10 protein-coding genes are annotated in these 20,452 nt (G+C 73.5%); 9 read left to right on the forward strand and 1 reads right to left on the reverse strand.

Annotated features, from left to right (window positions below):
* The 9 genes from ACF08N_RS04045 (at position 1) to ACF08N_RS04085 (ending at position 19,673) form a co-directional block, all read left to right on the forward strand.
* Complete coding sequence (locus ACF08N_RS04045) at positions 1-1,230, forward strand: cytochrome P450 (protein WP_392323007.1); 1,230 nt, start codon at positions 1-3, stop codon at positions 1,228-1,230.
* Positions 1,227-5,246, forward strand: coding sequence for an amino acid adenylation domain-containing protein (locus ACF08N_RS04050; RefSeq protein ID WP_392323008.1), 4,020 nt, complete (start codon positions 1,227-1,229; stop codon positions 5,244-5,246). Before ACF08N_RS04045 ends, ACF08N_RS04050 begins: the two co-directional genes overlap by 4 nt.
* 305 nt (positions 5,247-5,551) lie before the next feature.
* Complete coding sequence (locus tag ACF08N_RS04055) at positions 5,552-6,595, forward strand: winged helix DNA-binding domain-containing protein (RefSeq protein WP_392323009.1); 1,044 nt, start codon at positions 5,552-5,554, stop codon at positions 6,593-6,595.
* 108 nt (positions 6,596-6,703) lie between these two features.
* Positions 6,704-7,987, forward strand: coding sequence for an MFS transporter (locus tag ACF08N_RS04060; RefSeq protein WP_392323010.1), 1,284 nt, complete (start codon positions 6,704-6,706; stop codon positions 7,985-7,987).
* A gap of 445 nt (positions 7,988-8,432) precedes the next feature.
* The gene (locus tag ACF08N_RS04065) at positions 8,433-12,557 is read left to right on the forward strand and encodes an amino acid adenylation domain-containing protein (protein WP_392323011.1); all 4,125 of its coding nucleotides are present in this window, start codon (positions 8,433-8,435) and stop codon (positions 12,555-12,557) included.
* Positions 12,550-15,909, forward strand: a complete 3,360-nt coding sequence (locus ACF08N_RS04070) for an amino acid adenylation domain-containing protein (protein WP_392323012.1) — start codon at positions 12,550-12,552, stop codon at positions 15,907-15,909. Before ACF08N_RS04065 ends, ACF08N_RS04070 begins: the two co-directional genes overlap by 8 nt.
* The gene (locus ACF08N_RS04075; protein WP_392323013.1) at positions 15,909-17,327 is read left to right on the forward strand and encodes a condensation domain-containing protein; all 1,419 of its coding nucleotides are present in this window, start codon (positions 15,909-15,911) and stop codon (positions 17,325-17,327) included. Before ACF08N_RS04070 ends, ACF08N_RS04075 begins: the two co-directional genes overlap by 1 nt.
* A 16-nt stretch (positions 17,328-17,343) precedes the next feature.
* Positions 17,344-18,534: an acyl-CoA dehydrogenase family protein gene (locus ACF08N_RS04080; protein ID WP_392323014.1), complete on the forward strand. Its 1,191-nt coding sequence runs from the start codon at positions 17,344-17,346 to the stop codon at positions 18,532-18,534.
* Positions 18,531-19,673, forward strand: coding sequence for an acyl-CoA dehydrogenase family protein (locus tag ACF08N_RS04085; protein WP_392323015.1), 1,143 nt, complete (start codon positions 18,531-18,533; stop codon positions 19,671-19,673). The genes ACF08N_RS04080 and ACF08N_RS04085 overlap by 4 nt, the downstream gene beginning before the upstream one ends.
* 177 nt (positions 19,674-19,850) lie before the next feature.
* Here ACF08N_RS04085 and ACF08N_RS04090 read toward each other — a convergent pair whose 3' ends face one another.
* Entirely contained in the window at positions 19,851-20,312 is a 462-nt protein-coding gene (locus tag ACF08N_RS04090; protein WP_392323419.1) for an ATP-binding protein, read from the reverse strand.
* Positions 20,313-20,452 lie beyond the last annotated feature (140 nt).

Here is a 20,452-nt window from a genome sequence, read left to right on the forward strand (position 1 = left end):
ATGCACATCGACCTGCTCGACCCGGCGCCCTTCGCCCGCAACGACTTCTGGTCCGCCTTCACCTGGCTGCGCGCCAACTCGCCCGTCCACTGGCACCCCGAACCCGGCGGCGACGACGGCTTCTGGGTGCTCAGCAAGCATCGCGACATCATGAGCGTCTACGCGGACAGCGACACCTTCAGCTCCGCGCAGGGCATGCGGCTCGGCAGCGACCCCGCCGCCGTCGCCGCCGTCACCCAGCGGATGCTGATCGTCTCCGACGCGCCCCACCACACGCGTCTCAAGCGGGCCCTGTACCAGGCGTTCGGGCCCCAGCAGATGCCGAAAATGGAGGCCCTCGTCGAGACGGTCGTCGCCGAGCTGGTCGCCGAGGCCGCCGAGCAGGACGAACTGGACTTCATCGACCTCGCCAAGCAGCTCCCCAACCGGGTGGTCTGCGCGATGATGGGCATTCCGCGGGCCGACTGGTCCTGGATCGGGGCGCTCACCACCGACGCGTTCGACTCCCCGGACGAGAGCGTGCGCAGCAGCGCGCACTCCGAGATCTTCCTCTACTTCATCGAACTCCTCGGCGAGCGCAGGGCCCGCCCCGGCGACGACCTGGTCAGCCAGATCGCCCACGACACCCTCGTCGACGAGGGCGACGGCACCGAACGGCCGCTCACCGACGAGGAGATCGTCTTCAACTGCAACGGTGTGCTGTCCGGCGCCAACGAGACCACCCGCTACTCCGCCGCCGGCGCGGTGCACATGTTCGCCCGGCTCCCCGACCAGTGGGACCTGCTGCGCGGCCTCGGCCCCGCCGGCATCGCCCCGGCCGTCGAGGAGATCCTGCGCTGGACCACGCCCGGCGTGCACGCCCTGCGCACCGCCGTCCGCGACACCGAGATCAACGGGACGCCCATCGCCGCCGGCGACCGGGTCACGCTGTGGAACGTCTCCGCCAACCGCGACGAGGACGTCTTCACCGACCCGCACAGCTTCCGCGTCGACCGGCACCCCAACCGGCACGTCGCCTTCGGCCACGGCCGCCACCTCTGCCTCGGCGCCCGGCTGGCCCGCTTCGAACTCGGCGCCCTGCTCACCGAGATGCTCGACCGGTTCGACGGCTTCGAACCGACCGGTCCCGCCCTGTTCAACTCGTCCAACTTCACCTGGGGGATCCGGAGTCTCCCGGTACGGCTGCTGCGCAGCCGAGCCTTCGCACAGGCAGAAAGGGCCGCGCTGTGACCACCGCACTGATCGACTTCAACCGGACCGACACGGATTTCCCCGTCACCGGCTACCCCGAACTGCTCGCCGAGCAGACCGCCCGCACCCCGAGCGCTCCCGCCCTCGTCCAGGGCGACCGCTCCTGGACCTACGCGGAACTGGAGGCCGCCACCAACCGGCTGGCCCACGCGCTGATCGCGCACGGCGCCGCGCCCGGCGAGCGGATCGGCCTGTGCTACCCGCGCAGCGCCGACTACGTCATCGGCTCCCTCGCGATCATCAAGACGGGCGCCGCGATCGTCGCGCTCGACCCGGTCAACCCGGACGACCGGCTCGCCGCGATGATCGCCGACGCGGCCCCGCTGCTGGTCCTCACCCCGGCCGAGGTCGCCCCCCGGATGCCCGAGGGCGTGGCCCTGGCCGAGGTCGCCACCGAAGGCCGCGGCCGGCCGGAGACGCCGACCGGCGTCGTCACCGGCCCCGACACGGTCAGCCACCTCATCTACACCTCGGGCTCCACCGGCACCCCGAAGGCCGTCCTCGAACGGCACGGCGCCCTGACCAACCTGGTCCACTGGACCGCCCGTGCCTACGGGGTGCGCCCCGGCGACCGGGCGTCCTGGATGTCCACGCCCGGCTTCGCGGTACAGATCATGGAGTGGCTGCCGTATCTGCCCATGGGCGCGGCGATCCACATCCCCGAGGCCGGTCAGGCGCAGACGCCCGAGCAGATCCGCGACTGGCTCGCCGCCGAGCGGATCACCCACACCATGCTCGTCGCCGCGCTCGCCGAGCCCGTATGGGGACTCGACTGGCCCGCGGACACCGCGCTGCGCATCCTGGTGACCACCGCCGAGCGGGTGCACAGCTGGCCGCCCGTCGACACCCCCTTCCGGGTCGTCATGACGTACGGCACCACCGAGACCACCAACGTCCTCACCTGCCTCGACCTCGGCGCCGGCGTCGACTTCACCAGCCAGGCCACCCCGGAGGAGATCCGCGCCACCCGCCAGGTGCCCGTCGGTGTGCCCATCGCGAACATGCGCGTGCACCTGCTGGACGAGGAGGACCGCCCGGTCGCCGACGGCGAGGTCGGACGGCTCCACGTGTCGGGCGCCGGAGTGGCCGCCGGATACCACGGCCGCCCCGAGCTGACCGGTGCCAGGTTCCGTACCGGCGTCGTCCCCGGAGACCCGCACCCGGTGCTCTACGACACCGGTGACCTCGCCCGCCGCCGCGAGGACGGGGCCGTCGAACTCCTCGGCCGCTCCGACGCCCAGGTCAAGATCCGCGGCTTCCGCGTCGAACTCGGCGAGGTCGAGACCCATGTCGCCCGCCTCGACGGCGTCGCCGAGGCCGTCGTCGTCACCCACGAGCGCGGGACCAACGACAAACGGCTCGTCGCCTACGTCTCCGCCGACGGCGACGCGGCCCCGGACCCGGCCGGGATCCGGGCCGCCGTGGCCCGCACCCTGCCCTACTACATGGTCCCCGCCACCGTCGTCGTCCTGCCCGCGCTGCCCCGCCTGGCCAACGGCAAGGTCGACCGGCGCAGCCTGCCCGAACCGCCCGAGTCCCGCGACGCCGTCAGCGCCGGATACGAACCCCCGCGCAACGAGATCGAGGACGGCCTGGTGCGCCTGTGGGCCGAGGCGTTCCGCACCGACGGCGTCGGCATCCACGACAACTTCTTCGAACTCGGCGGCCACTCGCTGCTGGCGTTCCAGCTGATCGACGAGATCCGCCGCCGCTACGGCACCGAACTCAGCCTCTCCGACCTGTCGTCCTGCCCGACCGTCGCCGAACTGGGCACCCTCATCGTCACCGAACGCACCGCCGGGCGCGGCGAGTTCGGCGGCCTGGCCGCGATCGTCCCCGACCCGGACAACCGCTTCGAGCCCTTCCCGCTCACCGAGAGCCAGCAGGCCCTGTGGATCGGCCGGGGCGGACTGGTCGAGCTCGGCAACGTCGGCTGCCACGGCTACTTCGAGTGGGACAGCGAGCACCTCGACGTCGCCCGCTTCGAGGACGCCTGGCGCCGGCTCGTCGAACGCCACGACGCGCTGCGCACCCGCATCCTGCCCAACGGCACCCAGCAGGTGTACGAGGAGATCCCCGACTACTCCATCCCCGTCACCGACCTCGGCTCCCTGGACGACGCCGCCCGCGAGGCGGAACTCGCCGACCTGCGGGAGCAGTTGTCGCACCAGGTGCTCGACGCCGACGGCTGGCCCCTGTTCGACGTGCGGATCAGCCTGCTCGGCGGCGGACGCGCCCGCATCCACCTGTGCCTCGACTTCCTCGTCGCCGACGCCTGGAGCTACTTCCAGGTCCTGATCCCGGACCTGGTCGCCTACTACACCGAGCCCGGCACCGACCCCGTGGAAACCACCCACCGGACAGCAACCGTCAACGGCCCCCGACCGGGCAAGCCACGGCCCCGGTCAAGCGAGCTCGCGCCGCTGGAGCTGACGTTCCGCGACTACGTGCTGGCCGTGGGCAGCTCGCTGCGCGACAGCGAGCTCTACCGCCGCTCCGAGTGGTACTGGCGCGACCGCCTCGCCACCCTGCCGCCCGCCCCGCAGCTGCCCGAACGGCCGGCGGACGCCCCCGAGCTGCCCGTCCGTTTCGAACGCCTCAGCCACGTCGTGCCCGCCGAGCTGTGGAACCGTATCCAGGAGCGGGCGAGCGACCGCAAGGTCACCGCGTCCGGTGTGCTCGCCGCCGCCTACGCCGAAGTCCTCGGCAACGCCAGTGGGCAGGCCCGCTTCACCATCAACTTCCCCCTCTTCAACCGGCTTCCGCTGCACCCGCAGGTCAACTCCCTGCTGGCGGACACCACGACCACCCTGCTGCTCGCCGTCGAACAGCAGGAGACCACCTTCGCGGGCCGCGCCCAGGCCGTGCAGCGCCGCCTGTGGGCCGACCTGGAGCACCGCTACTTCAGCGGCGTCCAGGTGCTGCGCGAGCTGACCAAGCTGCGCGGCTCCCTCGCGCCCGCCATGCCCGTGGTGATGACGAGCCTCGCCGGCCACCCGCCGCAGTACGAGGAGACCGAACTGGGCGTGCCGGTGTACGGGATCTCCCAGACCCCGCAGGTCTCGCTGGACTTCCAGGTCTTCGAGAAGGCCGGCGGTCTCACGTTCAACTGGGACCACCTGCCCGCCGTCTACCCCGACGGGCTGATCGAGTCGATGTTCCGGGAGTTCGTCGAACTGCTCGAAGCCCTCGGCGACGAGGAGATCTGGGAGCGCTTCTCGCCGCCGCCCGGCGACGAGAGCGCGACCGCCGAACCCGTCGAGGAACGCGACACCGGCGACGCCTGGGAGCGCTACTGGGCCGGGATCGAGCGCACCGGCCGCGGCGGCGACGTCATCTGGGACGCCGACAGCGGCGAGGAGTTCCAATGGCTGCTCGGACAGGCGCGCACGCACTTCGGGACCGACCTGCCGGTCATCGACCTCGGCTGCGGCAACGGCCGCTACAGCCGCGAACTCGCGCCGCACTACCCGCGCGTGGTGGGTGTCGACGTCTCCGCCAGCGCGATCGAGCACGCCGCGCGCGAGGCGCGGGCGGCGGGCGTGACGAACGTCGAGTACCTCGCCGTCGACATGACCGACGCCGAACAGGCCGCCGCCCTGGGCGAGGGGCCGTACAACATCTTCGTCCGCGGCGTCTTCCACGTCCTCGACAGCGCTGCCCGGGCACGTCTCGCAACGGTCGCCGGCCGGCTGCTCGGCCCCGACGGAGTGCTGATCGTCCACGAGCCCGACTACTCCAGCAACTCCTTCGGGTACCTCGGCTTCGTCGGCGGCAAGCGCGGCCGCGCCGAGGACCTGGTCGGGCCGCTGGAGGCGGCGGGCGTACGCCACTCCAACCGCTTCACCCGTCCCGAACTCACCGCCGCCTTCCCGGCGGACGACTGGGAGATCCTGGACGACGAGGCGATCCAGCTCCACGCCATCGATCCGCAGTCGGACGCGGACGCGCTCCTGCTGCCGGGCTACTACGCGGTGCTGCGCCGCAGGCGCTGACGACTGCCGGCCCGCTGTTGTCCCGCCGTGGCGGGACCGGACGGCTTCGTCGCCGTTTCAGACTGCCGAGGGCTCCGCGCCACCCGCCTGCTCCGGCGGCCGGCGCGGAGCCCGACGGTCGTGCGAGAGCCGCGGGCGGTGCTTTGTGCCTCACGGCGGCCCGGGCCGCCGTGAGGACGGGGCGCCTACCCCTGCGCGTGGGCCGAGGCGGCCCGGACCGGAGCACGCGAGGAGTGGCCGACTGTGCGGCTGCCTGTGTACAGGAGCCGCCGTGTGCGGTGTCCGACGATGAAAGACTGGGGACCGTGGAACGACGAACTGCCGACCGGCTGCTCCGGGCACGCGCACAGGCGATCGGGGGCCGGGTCCGCGAGGCGACGGTCGCCGCCGCCCTGGACCGGGTCCTCGCCGTCCAGGCGCAGGACCTCGCGGCCGCCGGCCTCGGCCTGCGCGCCCGCGTACAGGGCCTGACCGCCGACGACGTCCGGCACGCCACCGACACCGAACGCAGCGCCGTCCGCGGCTGGTTCATGCGCGGCACGCTGCAGCTCGTGCCGGCGGCCGACGCCCGCTGGCTGCTCGGCCTCTTCGGCCCCGTCTACCTGGCACTCGCCGCCCGCCGGCTGCGCGAACTCGGCCTTGACGAGGCCCTGTGCGAACGGGCGGCGAAGCTGATCGTCAGCGCGGTCGACAGCGAGGGCCCGCTCACCCGGGCCCAACTCACCGACCGGCTGGGCACCTTGGGCGTGGAGTCCAAGGGCCAGTCCGCCTTCCACCTGATCCGCCGCACCGCGCTGTCCGGGCTGATCTGCCACGGGCCCCAGCGCGGGGGAGAGGCCACGTTCGTCCTGCTCGACGACTGGCTGCCGGCCTCCGGCCCGCCGCCGCTCACGGGCCCCGCCGCCGTCACCGAACTCGCCCGGCGCTACCGCGCGGCACACGGCCCCAGCGACGTACAGGATTTCACCCAGTGGTCGGGCCTGCGGACGACCGTCTGCAAAGCCGCCTGGGCGGCCGCCGGCGAACCTCCGCCGGAAGACGCCGGGGACATCCCGCAGGGCGACGTGCGGCTGCTGCCGGCGTACGACAACTACCTCGTCGGATACCGCGACAGAGACCTGTCCGTGCCCGCGGAGCACGAGCGCCGCGTCTGGCCCGGCGGCGGCGTCATCCGCGCCACGGTCGTGGTGGACGGCTGGGCGGTGGGCACCTGGTCGGGAGGCCGGCGCGGCGCCGAGCCGGTGGTGGAGCCCTTCACCGGGGACGAGCCGCTCGACGCCGCGGTCTCGGCGGGGATCGCCCGGGAGAGCGCCGACATCGCACGCTTCTACAACGCCTCTCATACGTAGTCCATCACCGGTCTTGCACCGGCCCGATCCGTAACCGGCCGCAAACCGGCTCTCCCTAGCGTCAGTGCCGTCCGACAATTCCGTCCCCAACCAGAAAAGGGCGTCGACATGGCACTCGGTCGGCATTCCGATTTCAATCGTCTGTGGTTCGGGCAGACCGTCAGCAACTTCGGCGACAAGATCTCACTGCTCGCGCTACCGACCCTCGCGGTCGTCTTTCTCGACGGAGGAGCGTTCGAGGTCGGCGTCCTCGGCGCACTGCGCTTCCTCCCCTTCCTGCTGCTGGCCCCGGTCGCCGGACTGGTCGCGGACAGGGTCTCGCGCCGCACGGTCATGATCGTGGCCGACCTGGGCCGCTTCGCGGCACTGGGCTCGATCCCGCTGGCCTTCGCGTTCGACTCGGTCACCATGACGCACGTCTACATCGCGGCCGGCGTCACCGGTGTCCTGACCACCTTCTTCGAGGTCTCCTACCAGTCGTGGCTGCCGCAGCTGATCGGCACGGAGAACCTCGTCGAGGGCAACACCAAGCTCCAGATCAGCCGCAGTGTCGCGGAGGCCGTGGGCGCCGGCGCCGGTGGCGCGCTGATCCAGCTGCTCGGCGCGGCCCGTGCCGTCACCGCGGACGCGTTCACCTTCCTCGTCTCCCTGGTCGCCCTGCTGGTCATCCGGCACCGTGACACCCGGGCCCGGGTGGAGGAGACGAAGGCGTCCGCCAAGGCCGAGATGAAGGAGGGACTGAAGACCCTCTTCGGCAACCCCGTCCTGCGCGGACTGTTCACGGCCAACGTCGTGGTCAACCTCGGTGCCGCCATGGGCGACGCCCTGCTGATCGTGTACGCGTACAAGGTCCTCGACCTGAGCCCCGGCCAGGTCGGCGCGGCCTTCGCCGTGATGTCGGTCTTCGTCATCGTCGGCGCGGTGCTGTCCGAGCAGGTCACCAAGGTGCTCACGGTCGGCCGCACGCTGGTCCTGACCGCGGTCGTGCTGGGCGCCGGGTACATCCTGGTGCCGACGGGCGGCGCGGTCGCAGGATTCGTCGGGCTGATCGTGGTCCAGGCCGTCATCGGCTTCGTGTCCCCGATGTTCGACATCCACGTCCTCAGCCTGGTCCAGGGCATCACGCCGAACGAGCAGATGGGCCGCGTCAGCGGCGCCGCGCTGTCGGCCGTCTACGGCGCCCTGTCCCTCGGCTACTTCGCGGGCGGCGCGCTCGGCGAGGCCTTCGGCCTCACGGCGGCGCTGGCCGTCGCCGGCGCGATCACCATCGTCGGCGGCCTGACGCTGCTGGGCGGCCCCGTGGCCGCGATCAAGGAGATGCCGGGCGCCGACGCCGCCGAGGGCGCGGCCGCCGCCGAGTCCGAGGCGGACGACGCCAAGGTCGGGGCGTAGCCCGACCGGACCACGCCGGAGCGGGTGCCGCCCCACACGGCACCCGCTCCGCAGCCGCCCCCCGGCCTGCCCCTTCCGCGGCCGGCGGCCCGCAGGCCCCACCACGGCGGTGCCGGGGCACACGCCCCACCACCCCGGCCGGTGGCCCGGAGGCCGCACCACCGCGGCTGCCGGCCAGCACGCCGCACACACCGCGGTGCTCGGGGCACCTGCCGCCAGACCGGGGCCGGCGGCCCGGAGACCGCACCACCCCGGCCGGCGGCCCGCACGCCGCACCACGTCGGTGCCGGGGCATACGCCGCACCACTGCGGTGCCGGCGCGAACGCCGCGCCTGACCGGAGCCGCCGCCTCGGCGGCCCCAGCCGGCAGCCCCCACCGGCCATCGGGGCGCTCCGCGCCCCACTCGCCGTATTCCTCTTCCTTCAGACCGCACGGAGGCACAAGGTGAGCGAGTCCCTCGCCGAACGCATAGCCGCACTGCCGACGCACCGCAGGGCACTGTTCCAGGCCCTCGCGGGCCGGGACGGAGGGCGCGGCGCCGTACGGGAGGACCCCGAACCGGCGCCGCGAGATCCCTCCGAGGCGCCCGTGCTCTCCTTCGCCCAGCGCCGCCTGTGGTTCATCGACCAGCTCCAGCCCGGCAGCCCCGCCTACAACGTGCCGGTCGCCACCCGTATCCGCGGACCTCTCGACGTGCCGGCCCTGCACGGCGCCCTCCAGGACGTGGTGGACCGGCACGAGGTGCTGCGCACCGTCTACCGGGACGTTCCCGGTGCCGCCGAGGCCGAGCCCCATGTGCTGCACGGTTTCCGGCTGCCGCTGCCGGTGACCGATCTGCCGGACGAGGCCGCCGTCCGCGCGTTCTACGACGCGGACGCCTCGGCGCCGTTCGACCTCGCCGGCGCCGTACCGCTGCGCGCCTCGCTCGCGCGCGTCGGCGCCGACGACCATGTCCTCGTCCTCAATCTGCACCACATCGTCACCGACGGCTGGTCCATGCGCCTGCTCTACACCGAGCTCGAGCGCGCGTACGCGGCACGCGTCGGAGCGGCCGCCGAGCCGCTCACCCATCTCGCCCTCCAGTACGCGGACTTCGCCGCCTGGCAGCGCCGCCGCATCAGCGGCGAACGACTGGAGAAGCTCACCGGCTTCTGGCGCGAGGAGCTGGACGGAGCCACCCCCGTCGACCTCCCCACCGACCGGCCCCGGCCGCCCGTCTTCGGCCACGCCGGAGCCTCCCGCTACATCGACCTGCCGCCACGGCTCATCGCGCGGCTGCGGGAGTTCGGCAAGTCGGAGGGCGCCACGCTCTACATGACGATGCTGGCCGGCTTCGCCGCCACCCTGCGCCGCTGGACCGGCCAGGAGGACATCGTCGTCGGCACCTCCGTCTCCGGCCGCGACCACCCCGCCTTCAGCGACCTCGTCGGCTTCTTCGTCAACACCCTGCCGCTGCGCATCAGGACGGGCGGTGACCCGGGCTTCGCCGAGCTCGTCCGCGCCACCCGCCGCACCACGCTCCAGGCGTACGCGCACCAGGAGCTGCCCTTCGACCTGATCGTCGACGCGCTCGCGCTGCCGCGCGACCCCAGCCGCCCGCCGCTCACCTCCGTGATGTTCCTGCTGGACGAGACCCCGGACACCGCACCGGGCCTCGCCGGACTCGCCACCGAGCCCATCGACTTCTCCTCCCGCGCCACCAAGTACGACCTGATGATCAGCGTCCACGACACCGGCAGCGCCGTCCGCGCCCTCGTGGAGTACCCCACCGCACTCTTCGACGCCTCGACCGTCGACCGGCTGCTCGGCCACTTCCTCACCACCCTGGAAGCCGCCGTCGCCGTGCCCGACGTGCCGATCTCCGCCCTGCCGCTGCTTACCGGCACCGAGCGCCGCACGGCCCTCGACGACTGGAACGCCACCCGCGCACCCTTCCCGCAGGACGCCTGCCTCCACCACCTGTTCGAGGAGCACGCGGACCGGCGCCCCGACTCCGCCGCCGTCGTCTGCGGCGGACTCGGCGGCTGGACCGTCACCTACCGGGAGCTGGAGGAGCGGGCCAACCGCCTCGCCCACCACCTGGCCGAGGCGGGCGCGGGACCGGACCGGACCGTCGCCCTGTGCCTGCGCCGCGGCCCGGGGCTCGTCACCGCGATCCTCGCCGTCCTCAAGGCCGGCGCCGCCTACGTCCCCCTCGACCCCGAGTACCCCGCCGAACGCCTGGGCCTCCTGCTGCGCGACGCCGCCCCGCCGATCGTCGTCTCCGACGCGGAGCTGATCGGCCGGCTCCCGCTGGGCCCCGACACCGTCCGGGTCCTGCTCGACACCGACCGGCCGGTGCTGGAGAGCCTGCCGGCGACCCGTCCGGCGGTCCCCGTCACCTCCCGGGACCTCGCCTACGTCATCTTCACCTCCGGCTCCACCGGCACCCCCAAGGGCATCGCGCTGGAGCACCGCGGGGTCGTCAACAACCTGCTCGACCTCAACCGCTCCTACGGCATCGGCCCCGGCGACGCGGTCCTCGCGCTGTCCTCGCCGAGCTTCGACATGAGCGTGTACGAGACGCTCGGCATACTGGCCGCGGGCGGCACCCTCGTCCTGCCCGACCCCGCCGCCGCCAAGGACCCTGCCCATTGGGCCGACCTGATCGAGCGTCACGGCGTCACCGTGTGGAACTCGGCGCCCGCCCTGCTGGGGCTTCTCCTCGACCAGCTCGAACACGCGGGCGGCCCCGCCCTGCCGAGGCTGCGCACCGCCTTCCTCGGCGGTGACTGGATCCCCGTCACCCAGCCGGACCGGCTCCGCGCCTTCGCCCCGGGGCTGGCGTTCGCCGCTCTCGGCGGCGCGACCGAGGCATCGATCCACTCCGTGGAGTACCGGGTCGGGCGGGTGGACCCCGGCTGGACGAAGCTCCCGTACGGCCGGCCCATGGCCAACCAGCATGCCTACATCCTCGACCCCGCCGACCGGCTGGTCCCCGTGGGCGTACCCGGCGAACTGCACCTCGGGGGAGTCGGACTGGCACGCGGCTACCTGAACCGGCCCGAGCTGACCGCCGAGAAGTTCGTCCACGTCGAGCTCGAACCCGGCCGCACCGAACGGCTCTACCGCACCGGTGACCTCGCCCGCTACCGGCCCGACGGCACCATCGAACTCCTCGGGCGCACCGACTTCCGCATCAAGCTCAACGGGCTGCGCATCGAGCCCGGTGAGGTGGAGAGCGCCCTGCGCGAGCAGCCCGGGGTCCGCGAGGCCGTCGTCGTCGCCCGCCAGGGCGCCGGCTCGGCCCGCCTGATCGGTTACGTCGTCCCCGAGGACGGCGCCGCCCCGGACCCGGCCGCCCTGCGAGGCGCGCTGGGAACCGTGCTCCCGCCGCACTGCGTGCCCGCCGAACTCGTCGTCCTGGACCGGCTGCCGCTCAGCCCCAACGGCAAGGTCGACCGCAAGGCCCTGCCGGAGCCACGGACCGCACGGCCCGCCGCCGGCGCCGTCACCGCGCCCACCGACACCGCAACGCCCGACACGGCCGCGCCCGCGGCGCCCACCGACGGCGACCCGGTCGCCATGCGCGTCGCCGCCGTCTGGGCCGAGGTCCTGGGCCTGGAGGCCGTCGGGCCCGACGACGACTTCTTCGCCATCGGCGGCGACTCCTTCGCCGCCGTCCGCGCGGTGCGAGCCGTCGCCGAGGCGCTGCCGCAGGCCCGCGGCCTGCGCGTGGTGGACCTGTTCAGCAACCCCACCCCCGCGGGCCTCGCCGCCCGCGTCACGGAACTCGGCGGGAGCAGCGCCGACGGCCCGGCCCCGCACCGGCTGCTGCACCGGCTGTCCCCGCGGCCCGCCGAAGGGCCCGCCGCCCTCACCCTCGTCTGCTTCCCGCACGGCGGCGGCGACGCCATCGCCTACCAGCCGCTGGCCGCCCACCTGCCGCCGCACATCGAGCTGCTGGCCGTGTCCCCGCCGGGACACGACCCGCTCAACCCGGGGCCGATGCTCCCGGTCGCAGAGTTCGCCGAACTCGCCGCCCGCGAGATCGCCCGCACCGTCACCGGACCGTTCGCCGTCTACGGCCACTGCGCCGGCGTCGTCTCCGCCCTGGAGACCACCCGCGTCCTGGAGCGCGACGGCCTGCGGCCGGTCGCCCTCCACCTCGCCGCCGCCCTCCCGGAGGAGGACCCCGCGTACGCGCTGGAGATGGAACGCGTCTCCAGCGACGACGACCTCGTCGGCTACCTCACCGCCATGGACGGCTTCGACGGCGTCCTCGACGACAGCGACCTGACCGCCGTGCTCCGGATGGTCCGGCACGACATGACCGAGGCCGCCCGCTTCTTCGCCCGTACGCCCGAGGGCTACGCATCCCCTCTCGTCACCCCGCTCACCTGCATCGTCGGTGACGCCGACGACGCGACCGAGGGCTACGAGCAGGGCCACCGCGCCTGGGGCCGCTACGCCCGCGACCTGCGGCTCGCCGTCGTCCCCGGCGGCCGCCACTACTTCGCCAAGCACCTGCCCGACCGGCTCGCCGCGCTGCTGGCCGACCTGCACCGCAACGGAGGAACCCATGTCTGACCTCGCCGAACGGCTCGGCCGGCTGCCCCAGGGACAGCGCTCCCGGTTGCTGGGCCGCATGCGCAACCAGATGACCGCCGCCGTCGGTCCGCGCAACGAACTGAGGCGCATCGACCACGGACCCCGTTCCCGCGCCTCCTTCCAGCAGGAACAGATGTGGTTCGTCGACCGGCTGGGGGCGGGCAAGGCCCGCAACAACATCGCCCTCGCGATACGCCTGGACGGCCCGCTCGACCGCGCCGCCCTCCACGAGGCGCTCAACGCGGTCGTCGCCCGCCACCAGGTGCTCCACAGCAAGCTCGTCGAGGTCGACGGCGTTCCCTGGCAGGAGCCCGTGCCCGGCTTCGTCCTCGGCGTGCAGACCAGCGACTTCGGCGACAGCGACGACCCCGACCGGGACCTCGCCGAACTCACCGCCTCCTGCGCGTCGGCGCCCTTCGACCTCGCCGCCGCACCGCCCGTACGGGCCCACCTCGCCCGCCTCGCCGACGACCGGCACATCCTGCTCTGGGTGGTGCACCACGTCGTCTGGGACCCCGGCTCCACCCGCATCTTCACCGAGGAACTCACCTCCTGCTACGCCGACGCCGCCCAGGGCAGGCGCCCCGAGGCCGGTGAACTCGCCGTCCAGTACGCCGACTTCGCCGCCTGGCAGCGTGCCAAGCTGGAACACCCCGAACACCGGCGGGCACTGGCCGACAAATGGCGGCAACTGCTCGCCGGCGCCGAGGCCACCGAGGTCATGCCCGACCACCCGCGCACCCCCGAGACGCGCGGCGACGGCCGCGGCCTGTCACTCACCCTCGAACAGGAACTGCTCGACCGGCTGAACGCGGTGGCCGAGAGCTCCGACACCACCGTCTTCACCACGCTCCTGGCCGCCTTCAACGCGCTGCTGCGGCACTGGACACACACCGAGGACGTCGTCGTCGGCACGGCGAGCGCCTCCCGCCCGCACCCCGACCTGGAACGGGTCATTGGCTGCTTCGTCCAGATGATCACCCTGCGCACCGAGGTCGGTGACACCCTCACCTTCCGCGAGCTGGTCGCCCGCACGGCGGGCACCGTGATGGACGCCTTCACCAACAGCGAGCTGCCGTTCGAGCAGGTCGTCGACGCCGTCCGCCCGGTCCGCGACCCGCTGCGCCACCCGCTGTTCCAGATCGAGTTCACCTCGCTCGGGCGCTGGGGCACGCAGACCGCCGAGGCGGCCGGGGTCGGGCTCGCCGTCGAGCAACTGCACGACGGGGCCGCCAAGTTCGACATGAGCTTCCTCGTCGGCGAGAACGACGGCCTGGAACTGTCCCTGGAGTACAACACCTCCCTCTACCGGCACGGCACCGCCTCCGCGCTCCTGACCGCCTTCCGGCGGGTCATCGAGCAGGTGGCCGAGAATCCCGACATGCGGATCGGCGACCTCACCCTCGTCGAGGAGCCCGCCGCCTCCCGCCACGCCCGCGAACTGTCCCGCGGCGGCCCGCTCGACGAGACCGCCTGGACCACCACCCTCGACCGCGCCTTCCGCGAGCGCGCCACCATCCGGCCCGACGCCGTCGCCGTCCGCCACGGCGCCACCACGCTCGACTACGCGGCCCTGGACCGCTGGTCGGAAGCCATCGCCCACCGCCTGCGCGACCGCGGCGTACGGCACGGCGACCCGGTCGCCGTCCGCCTCGGCCGGGGCCCCGCCGCCGTCGCCGGTCTGCTCGGCATCCTCAAGGCCGGCGCCCACTACGTGCCGGTCGACCCCACGGCCCCCGCCGACCGGACCAGGACCGTGCTCGCCGACGCCAAGGTCCGGCACGCCCTCGTCGACGACGACGCCGCCGACCTGCCCGTACCCCTCGAACGCGTCACGGCCGGCGCCACCGCCCCCGTGCGCGACGTGCCGTCCCTGCCCCCGGCGTCGACCCCCGCCGACCTCGCCTACGTCCTCTACACCTCGGGCAGCAGCGGCACCCCCAAGGGCGTGATGATCGAGCACCGTTCGGTCACCCACTTCTCCCGCACCATCGCCAGGGCGTACGAGATCGGCACCGGCGACCGCGTCCTCCACTTCGCCCCCCTCACCTTCGACGTCTCCGTCTTCGAGGTCTTCACGACCCTGCTCGCCGGCGCGGAACTGGTCATCGCCACCGACGACGAACGCCGCGACCCGGCCCTCCTCCAGGCCCGGATGCGCGAGGACGCCGTGACCGTCGCGGAGCTGCCGCCCGCGCTGCTGCCCCTCCTCGACCAGGCCGGGCTGCCCGCCCTGCGGCTGGTCTCTGTCGGCGGCGAGGCGTTCCCCGGCAGGCTGGTCGCCGAATGGACCGCGGGGGACCGCCGGTTCGTCAACGGCTACGGCCCCACCGAGGCCACCGTCGCCGTCACCCTCATGGACTGCACCGGCAGCTACGACCGCAACCCGCCCATCGGCCGCCCCATGCCCGGTCACCAGGCGTTCGTCCTCGACGACCGGCTGCGCCCGGTACCGCCCGGCGTGCCCGCCGAACTGTGCGTGGCCGGGCCCGGCGTCGCCCGCGGCTACCTGAACCGGCCCGAGCTGACCGCCGACCGGTTCGTCACCAACCCGTACGCCGACGGCCCGGAGACCGAGCGCCTCTACCGCACCGGCGACCTGGTGCGCTGGCTGCCCGGCGGCAACCTGGAGTTCCTCGGCCGCACCGACCGCCAGGTGAAGCTGCGCGGACACCGCATCGAACCGGGCGAGGTCGAGGCCGTGCTCATCGGCCACCCGCGCGTCCAGCAGGCCGTCGCCCTCGCCCAGCCGGCCGCGGGCGGCGACAAGATGCTCGCCGCATACGTCACCGTCGAGCAGGTCGGCGCGTACGCCTCCGAGGTCGTCGACGCCGAAGCGCTGCGCGCCTACGCCGCGTCCCGGCTCCCCGGCTACATGGTCCCGGTCGTCGTCGTGCTGGACGAGCTGCCGCTCACCCGGCACGGCAAGGTCGACGTCGCGGCACTGCCGCTGCCCACCGACCACGCCGCCGCCGGGGGCACCGCGCCCCGCGACGCGATCGAGGAGCAGATCTGCCGGGACATCCTCACGCCGATCCTCGAATGGTCCAGCCCCGACGTCGAAGGCGACTTCTTCGCCCTCGGCGGCAGCTCGCTCCAGGCCACCATCGTCGTCTCGCGGGTCCGCGCCGTCTTCGGCATCGACATCGCGCTCGCCGACTTCTTCGGCCGGCCCACCGTCGCGGGACTCGCCGACCTCGTCCGCACCGCGCAGGCCGAGGCGGCCGGCGAACAGGACCGGCTGCTGGCCGTCTTCGACCAGATCGAGAACATGTCCGACGACGAGGCGGCCGCCCTGCTCAAGTCCCTGCAGAACCCGGACGGCGCCTGATGACCGCTCCCTCGGACACGGGGGTCGACCAGGCCCTCGCCGCCCTGCCGGAGTCCAAGCGCGAACTGGCCCGGATGCTCCTGGCCGCGCGGCGCCCCGTCACCGCCCGGCCGGCCCCGCGCTCCGGCGCGGGGCCGGTCCCGGCCACCGCACTGCAGGCCCGGCTGCGGCGGCGCGAGCAGACCCGGCCGGGCACCGGCACGGGATCGCACGCCGTACGGCTCACCGGACGCCTCGACCACGGACGCCTGCGGGACGCGCTCACCGGTGTGCTCGCCCGCCACGAGGCCCTGCGCTGCCGGATCGCGGACGCCCCGGACGGCGGCCGCCCGCAGCTGACCGTGGACGACGAACCGGTCCTGCGGCTCATGTGCACGGACTTCACGGGCCGCGCGCCCGCCGAGCAGGACGAGGCCGTGAGGCGTGCGGTCACGGAGAGCGCCGAAACCGCCCTGTCCCTGGAGACCGGTGCGACCAGCCGATTCCGGCTTCTCACGCTCGCCCCCGACGAGCACGTGCTGATCCTCGCCTCGCACCTGGCGGTCTTCGACGGCTGGTCGTCGGGCGTCTTCCTCACCGACCTCGCGGCCGGGTACCGGGACGGTGCGGCCGGTCTCGCTCCGCCGGAACTCCAGTTCCCCGACTACGCCGACTGGCAGCGGCACTGGCTCACCTCCTCGGACGGCGCCGCCGAACTGGACCGCCGGAGGGCCGCGTTCGCAGGCGTCCCCCCGGCCCCGCGTGCCGCCGGCGGCTTCGAGCGCGGACACCTGCCGGTGCACCTGGACCGCGGGCCCGGAAGTGCCCTCGACGCCGGACTGGCCCTCGGCGCCGCCGAGGGAGCCACCCCCTTCATGACGCTGCTCGCGGCCCTCGCGGTGGTCCTCGCCCGCCGCGACGGGAGCACCGACGTCGTCGTCGGCACCCCGGCCGCCGGCCGCTTCTCCACCCAGCTCGAAGGAGCCGTGGGGCAGTTCACCACCGTGGTCCCGATCAGGATCGATCTGGCGGGCCGTCCGTCCTTCTCACAGCTGCTGCACCGCACCCGCGCCTCGGTCGCCGACGCGCTCGCCCACCAGCGGCTCCCGGTCGACGAGCTGTTCACCGACGGGACCCAGCCGTACAGCGTCCTGTTCGCCCTCCACAACTACCCGGCCGTGCCCTTCGGCCTCCCCGGAATAGAGGTGAACCAGCTGCCCGGCCCCCCCGCACGCCACCTGGAGCTCTACAGCCCCGACCCCGCCGCGACACTCGCCTGCCTCGGCCTCGTCGAACGCGACGGCGAGATCGGCGGAACAGCCGAGTTCAACCGCCAAGCCGCCGCTCCCGAGGACGTGACCGCGCTGCTCACCGGCATCGAGGACGTCCTGCGGCACGCCGCCGCGTCACCCGCCCCCCCCGGGATCACCACCCGATAGCCCCTGGGAGTATCCGTTGCTCACCACCGAGTTCTACCGGGCACCCGCCGACTGCGGGCTCGTCCGTTCCGGCGACGGCGTGCCCCGTACGCCCATGCGCGCCCTCCGTGAGGAGATCCACGATGTCCTGGTGTCCGCGCCGGTCGCCGCGGCGCGGCGCACCCGCGACCCCCGCCCCGTCCACCGGGCACTGGGGGAGGCCGGTCTGCTCGCCCCGCAGTGGCCCGAGGAGTACGGCGGCCGCGGAGTCAGCCAGGTCGCCGCCGCCGTCCTCGTCGAGGAACTGGCGATGCACGACGTGCCCGACCTGCTGCACACCCTGACCGTGCAGATCGTCGGCTCCACCCTGCTCAACGTCGCGAGCCCCGCGATGAAGGCCCGGCACCTGCCGGGCTTCGCGTCCGGGACCGCCTTCGGCTGCGTGCTCTTCAGCGAGCCGCAGGCCGGCTCCGACCTCAACATCCTCTCCACCCGCGCCGTTTCCGACGGCAACGGCGGCTACAAGCTGTACGGCACCAAGGTCCACTCGCTGTTCGCCGGACTCGCCGACTACGGGCTGTGCCTGGCCCGCGGCGAGGACGACGCCTTCAGCCTGTTCCTGGTCCCCCTCGCCCAGAAGGGCGTCACCATCCGAGCCGTCCCCGGCATCGGGGACGACGCCTTCCACGAGGTCACCCTCGACGGGGTGGCCGTCACCGCCGACGACGTCGTCGGCTCCATCGGGCAGGGCTGGGCCATCGTCGTCAAGACCCTCGCCTTCGAACGCACCGGACTCGACTACTACGTCAAGGCCCTGCGCTGGTACCGCGCCGCCGTCGAACGGCTGGAGGCGCACACCGACCGTCTCGAGGCCGGCCAGCACGACCACATCGGCCTGGCCAAGCTCAACGCCCGGCTGCTCGCCGCCGGCACGCTCGTACGCCGCGTCCTGACCCGGCTCGACCGGGGCGAGCTCAACGAGGACGAGGCGGCGGCGGCCAAGTGGTACACCACCGAGCTCGCGGCAGAGGTCGCCTGGTGGGCGGCCGAACTCGACGGCGACCGCAGCATGACCCTCGACGACCCGGAGGTCGACGGGGTGGCACACCCACTGGACTCGGCGATGCGTGAAGCCCCCGGGATGCGGATATCCGGCGGCACCGCCGAAATGATGCTGGAGACGCTGGCCCGGCTGCGTCTCGACTCAGGGGCGGAGGTACGGCCGTGACACAGAGCGCGACCACGGGACAGGAGGCCGGCGGCAGGGTGCCCGCCGAACGGTGGCGGGAGCGCGAGGAGGAGGACACCCTCTTCCGGCAGCTGCGCCTCACCGTCCGCCAGGGCCTGGAACTCGACTCCGGAGGCACCGCCGAATGCGCCTGGGTGGCACTGACCCAGGTCGGCGCCTGGGAGTTCGCGCTGCCCATCGACCGGGACGGGCTCGACCTCGGCCAGGCCGTCATCGCGATGGTCTGCGAGGAGGGCGGCAACGCGATGCAGCCGCTCCCGCTGACCGACACCCTCCTCGCCCTCGACCTGCTGTCCGGGCTCGGGCCCCTCGCCCCCGAAGGAACCGAGAGCCTGCTCGACCGGATCCGGGCCGGTGAGCACCCGGTGGCCGTGCCGGGGAGGCTGCCCGACCCGTGCGGTGCGGTGCGGTCCGGCATCACCTGGAAGCCGGACGGCGACAGCGGCGGCATCGTCCTGACCGGCACCGGCGGGCCCTTCGCCGCCGGCGTCGGCCCCGGCTCGCTGCTCGTCCTGGCCGACGGGCCCGACGGGCCGTGCGTCGCCCTGGTGGAACTGCCCGCCGACGGCGTCGCGTTGCGGCCGCTGCCCGACCACGGCGGCGGAGCGACCGCCGCCGCCGTCCTCGACGAGGCCCGCGTGCCCGCCGAGGCCGTCCTGCTGCGCGGGATCGCCGCCGAACGGGCACTGGCCCGGGTGGGGCTGCGGGCGGCCGTGCACCAGGCCGCGCTGCTCGCCGGCATCACCGCGGCCGCGCTGACCGCGGTGGTCTCGCGGATCAGGAGCCGGCAGCAGTTCGGCCAGGCGCTGGTCAAGCACCAGGGGCCGCGGCTGCGGGTGGCCGGGCTGCTGGCCCGTCTCGACGCGGTCCGCTGGGCGGTCGGGGACGCGGCCAAGGACCTCGACGAGGACCGGCTCACGCCCGGCGAGGCCGCGGGCCTCATCGCCCTGACGGCGGAAACGGCCCTGGACGTGACACGCGACGCGGTCCACCTGCACGGCGCGTCGGGACTGGTCCGGGACAGCCCGGTCGCCACCTGCTACCGCCGCACGGCCTGGGAGGCCCTGCGCTGCGGCCGCCCCACACAACTGTGGGACACGGCGGCGCACATGCCCTGAGGGGCGGGCAGGCGGCACCGACGCCGGGGAGTCTCGGGGCGCGTGCCGTGGCGGTTCCGGGCCCTGCCCGGGGCCGCCGCGCCGCCGCCACGGTGAGCGTTCGCGGTGGCGGCGAGGAGGCAGGAGGCAGGAGGCAGGCGGGGCCAAACAATGGTCGCGCTCATTGGCCAGGACCCGTCAGCGTTCTGCTCCCGCATCACCGTTGCTTGCCCAATCAGCGCAAAGGCGATCTCGATGGGTGCCGTCGGGCGGCGTCGCAGCGGATCCCGCGGCCAGCACGACCCAGGCTGCCTTGGTGCCGCATTCCGTGACGAGGAACCCCCACTGCCCCCGGGCCAACTCGTTCACGATGCGCAGACCTCGCCCGCGTTCAGCGAGTAACCCGCTCACACCCTCCACCGGTTCGGCGTTCGCCGAGGGCACGGCAGCGACGTACAGGTCCGCAGGGAGGAGGGGCTCCCCGTCGTGGATCTCGCAGACGTACCTCCCTCCGAACGAGCGAAGGTGCATCTCGTACGGTCCACAGGCGTGTTCGTGCGCGTTCGCCACAAGCTCGGAGACCGCGAGAGCTCCTTCGCTGATGGTGTTGCCGGACTCTAAGAACGGCCCGGGCTTCGCCGGTCGGGTTGATGGTGTGATCGTTCCAGCGGTACACGAGGCCGAGGGCGGTGGACGGCGCGCTGATCATTGGGCTGCGGACCTCCTGTGGGTGGCGTCGGTGGCCCTCCCGGGGGTCCGATGCGGTCGCGGAAGTGCGGCAGTACACCGCCGAGGGGCGT

Source organism: Streptomyces sp. NPDC015127 (genome assembly GCF_043080095.1).
In the GTDB taxonomy this organism is placed as follows: Bacteria; Actinomycetota; Actinomycetes; order Streptomycetales; family Streptomycetaceae; genus Streptomyces.

Bases quoted from the DNA above. Each gene is read 5' to 3' on its own strand.
- ACF08N_RS04045 (WP_392323007.1), top strand. From the start codon at position 1: ATGCACATCGACCTGCTCGACCCGGCGCCCTTCGCCCGCAACGACTTC.
- ACF08N_RS04060 (WP_392323010.1), top strand. From the start codon at position 6,704: ATGGCACTCGGTCGGCATTCCGATTTCAATCGTCTGTGGTTCGGGCAG.
- ACF08N_RS04070 (WP_392323012.1), top strand. From the start codon at position 12,550: ATGTCTGACCTCGCCGAACGGCTCGGCCGGCTGCCCCAGGGACAGCGC.
- ACF08N_RS04075 (WP_392323013.1), top strand. From the start codon at position 15,909: ATGACCGCTCCCTCGGACACGGGGGTCGACCAGGCCCTCGCCGCCCTG.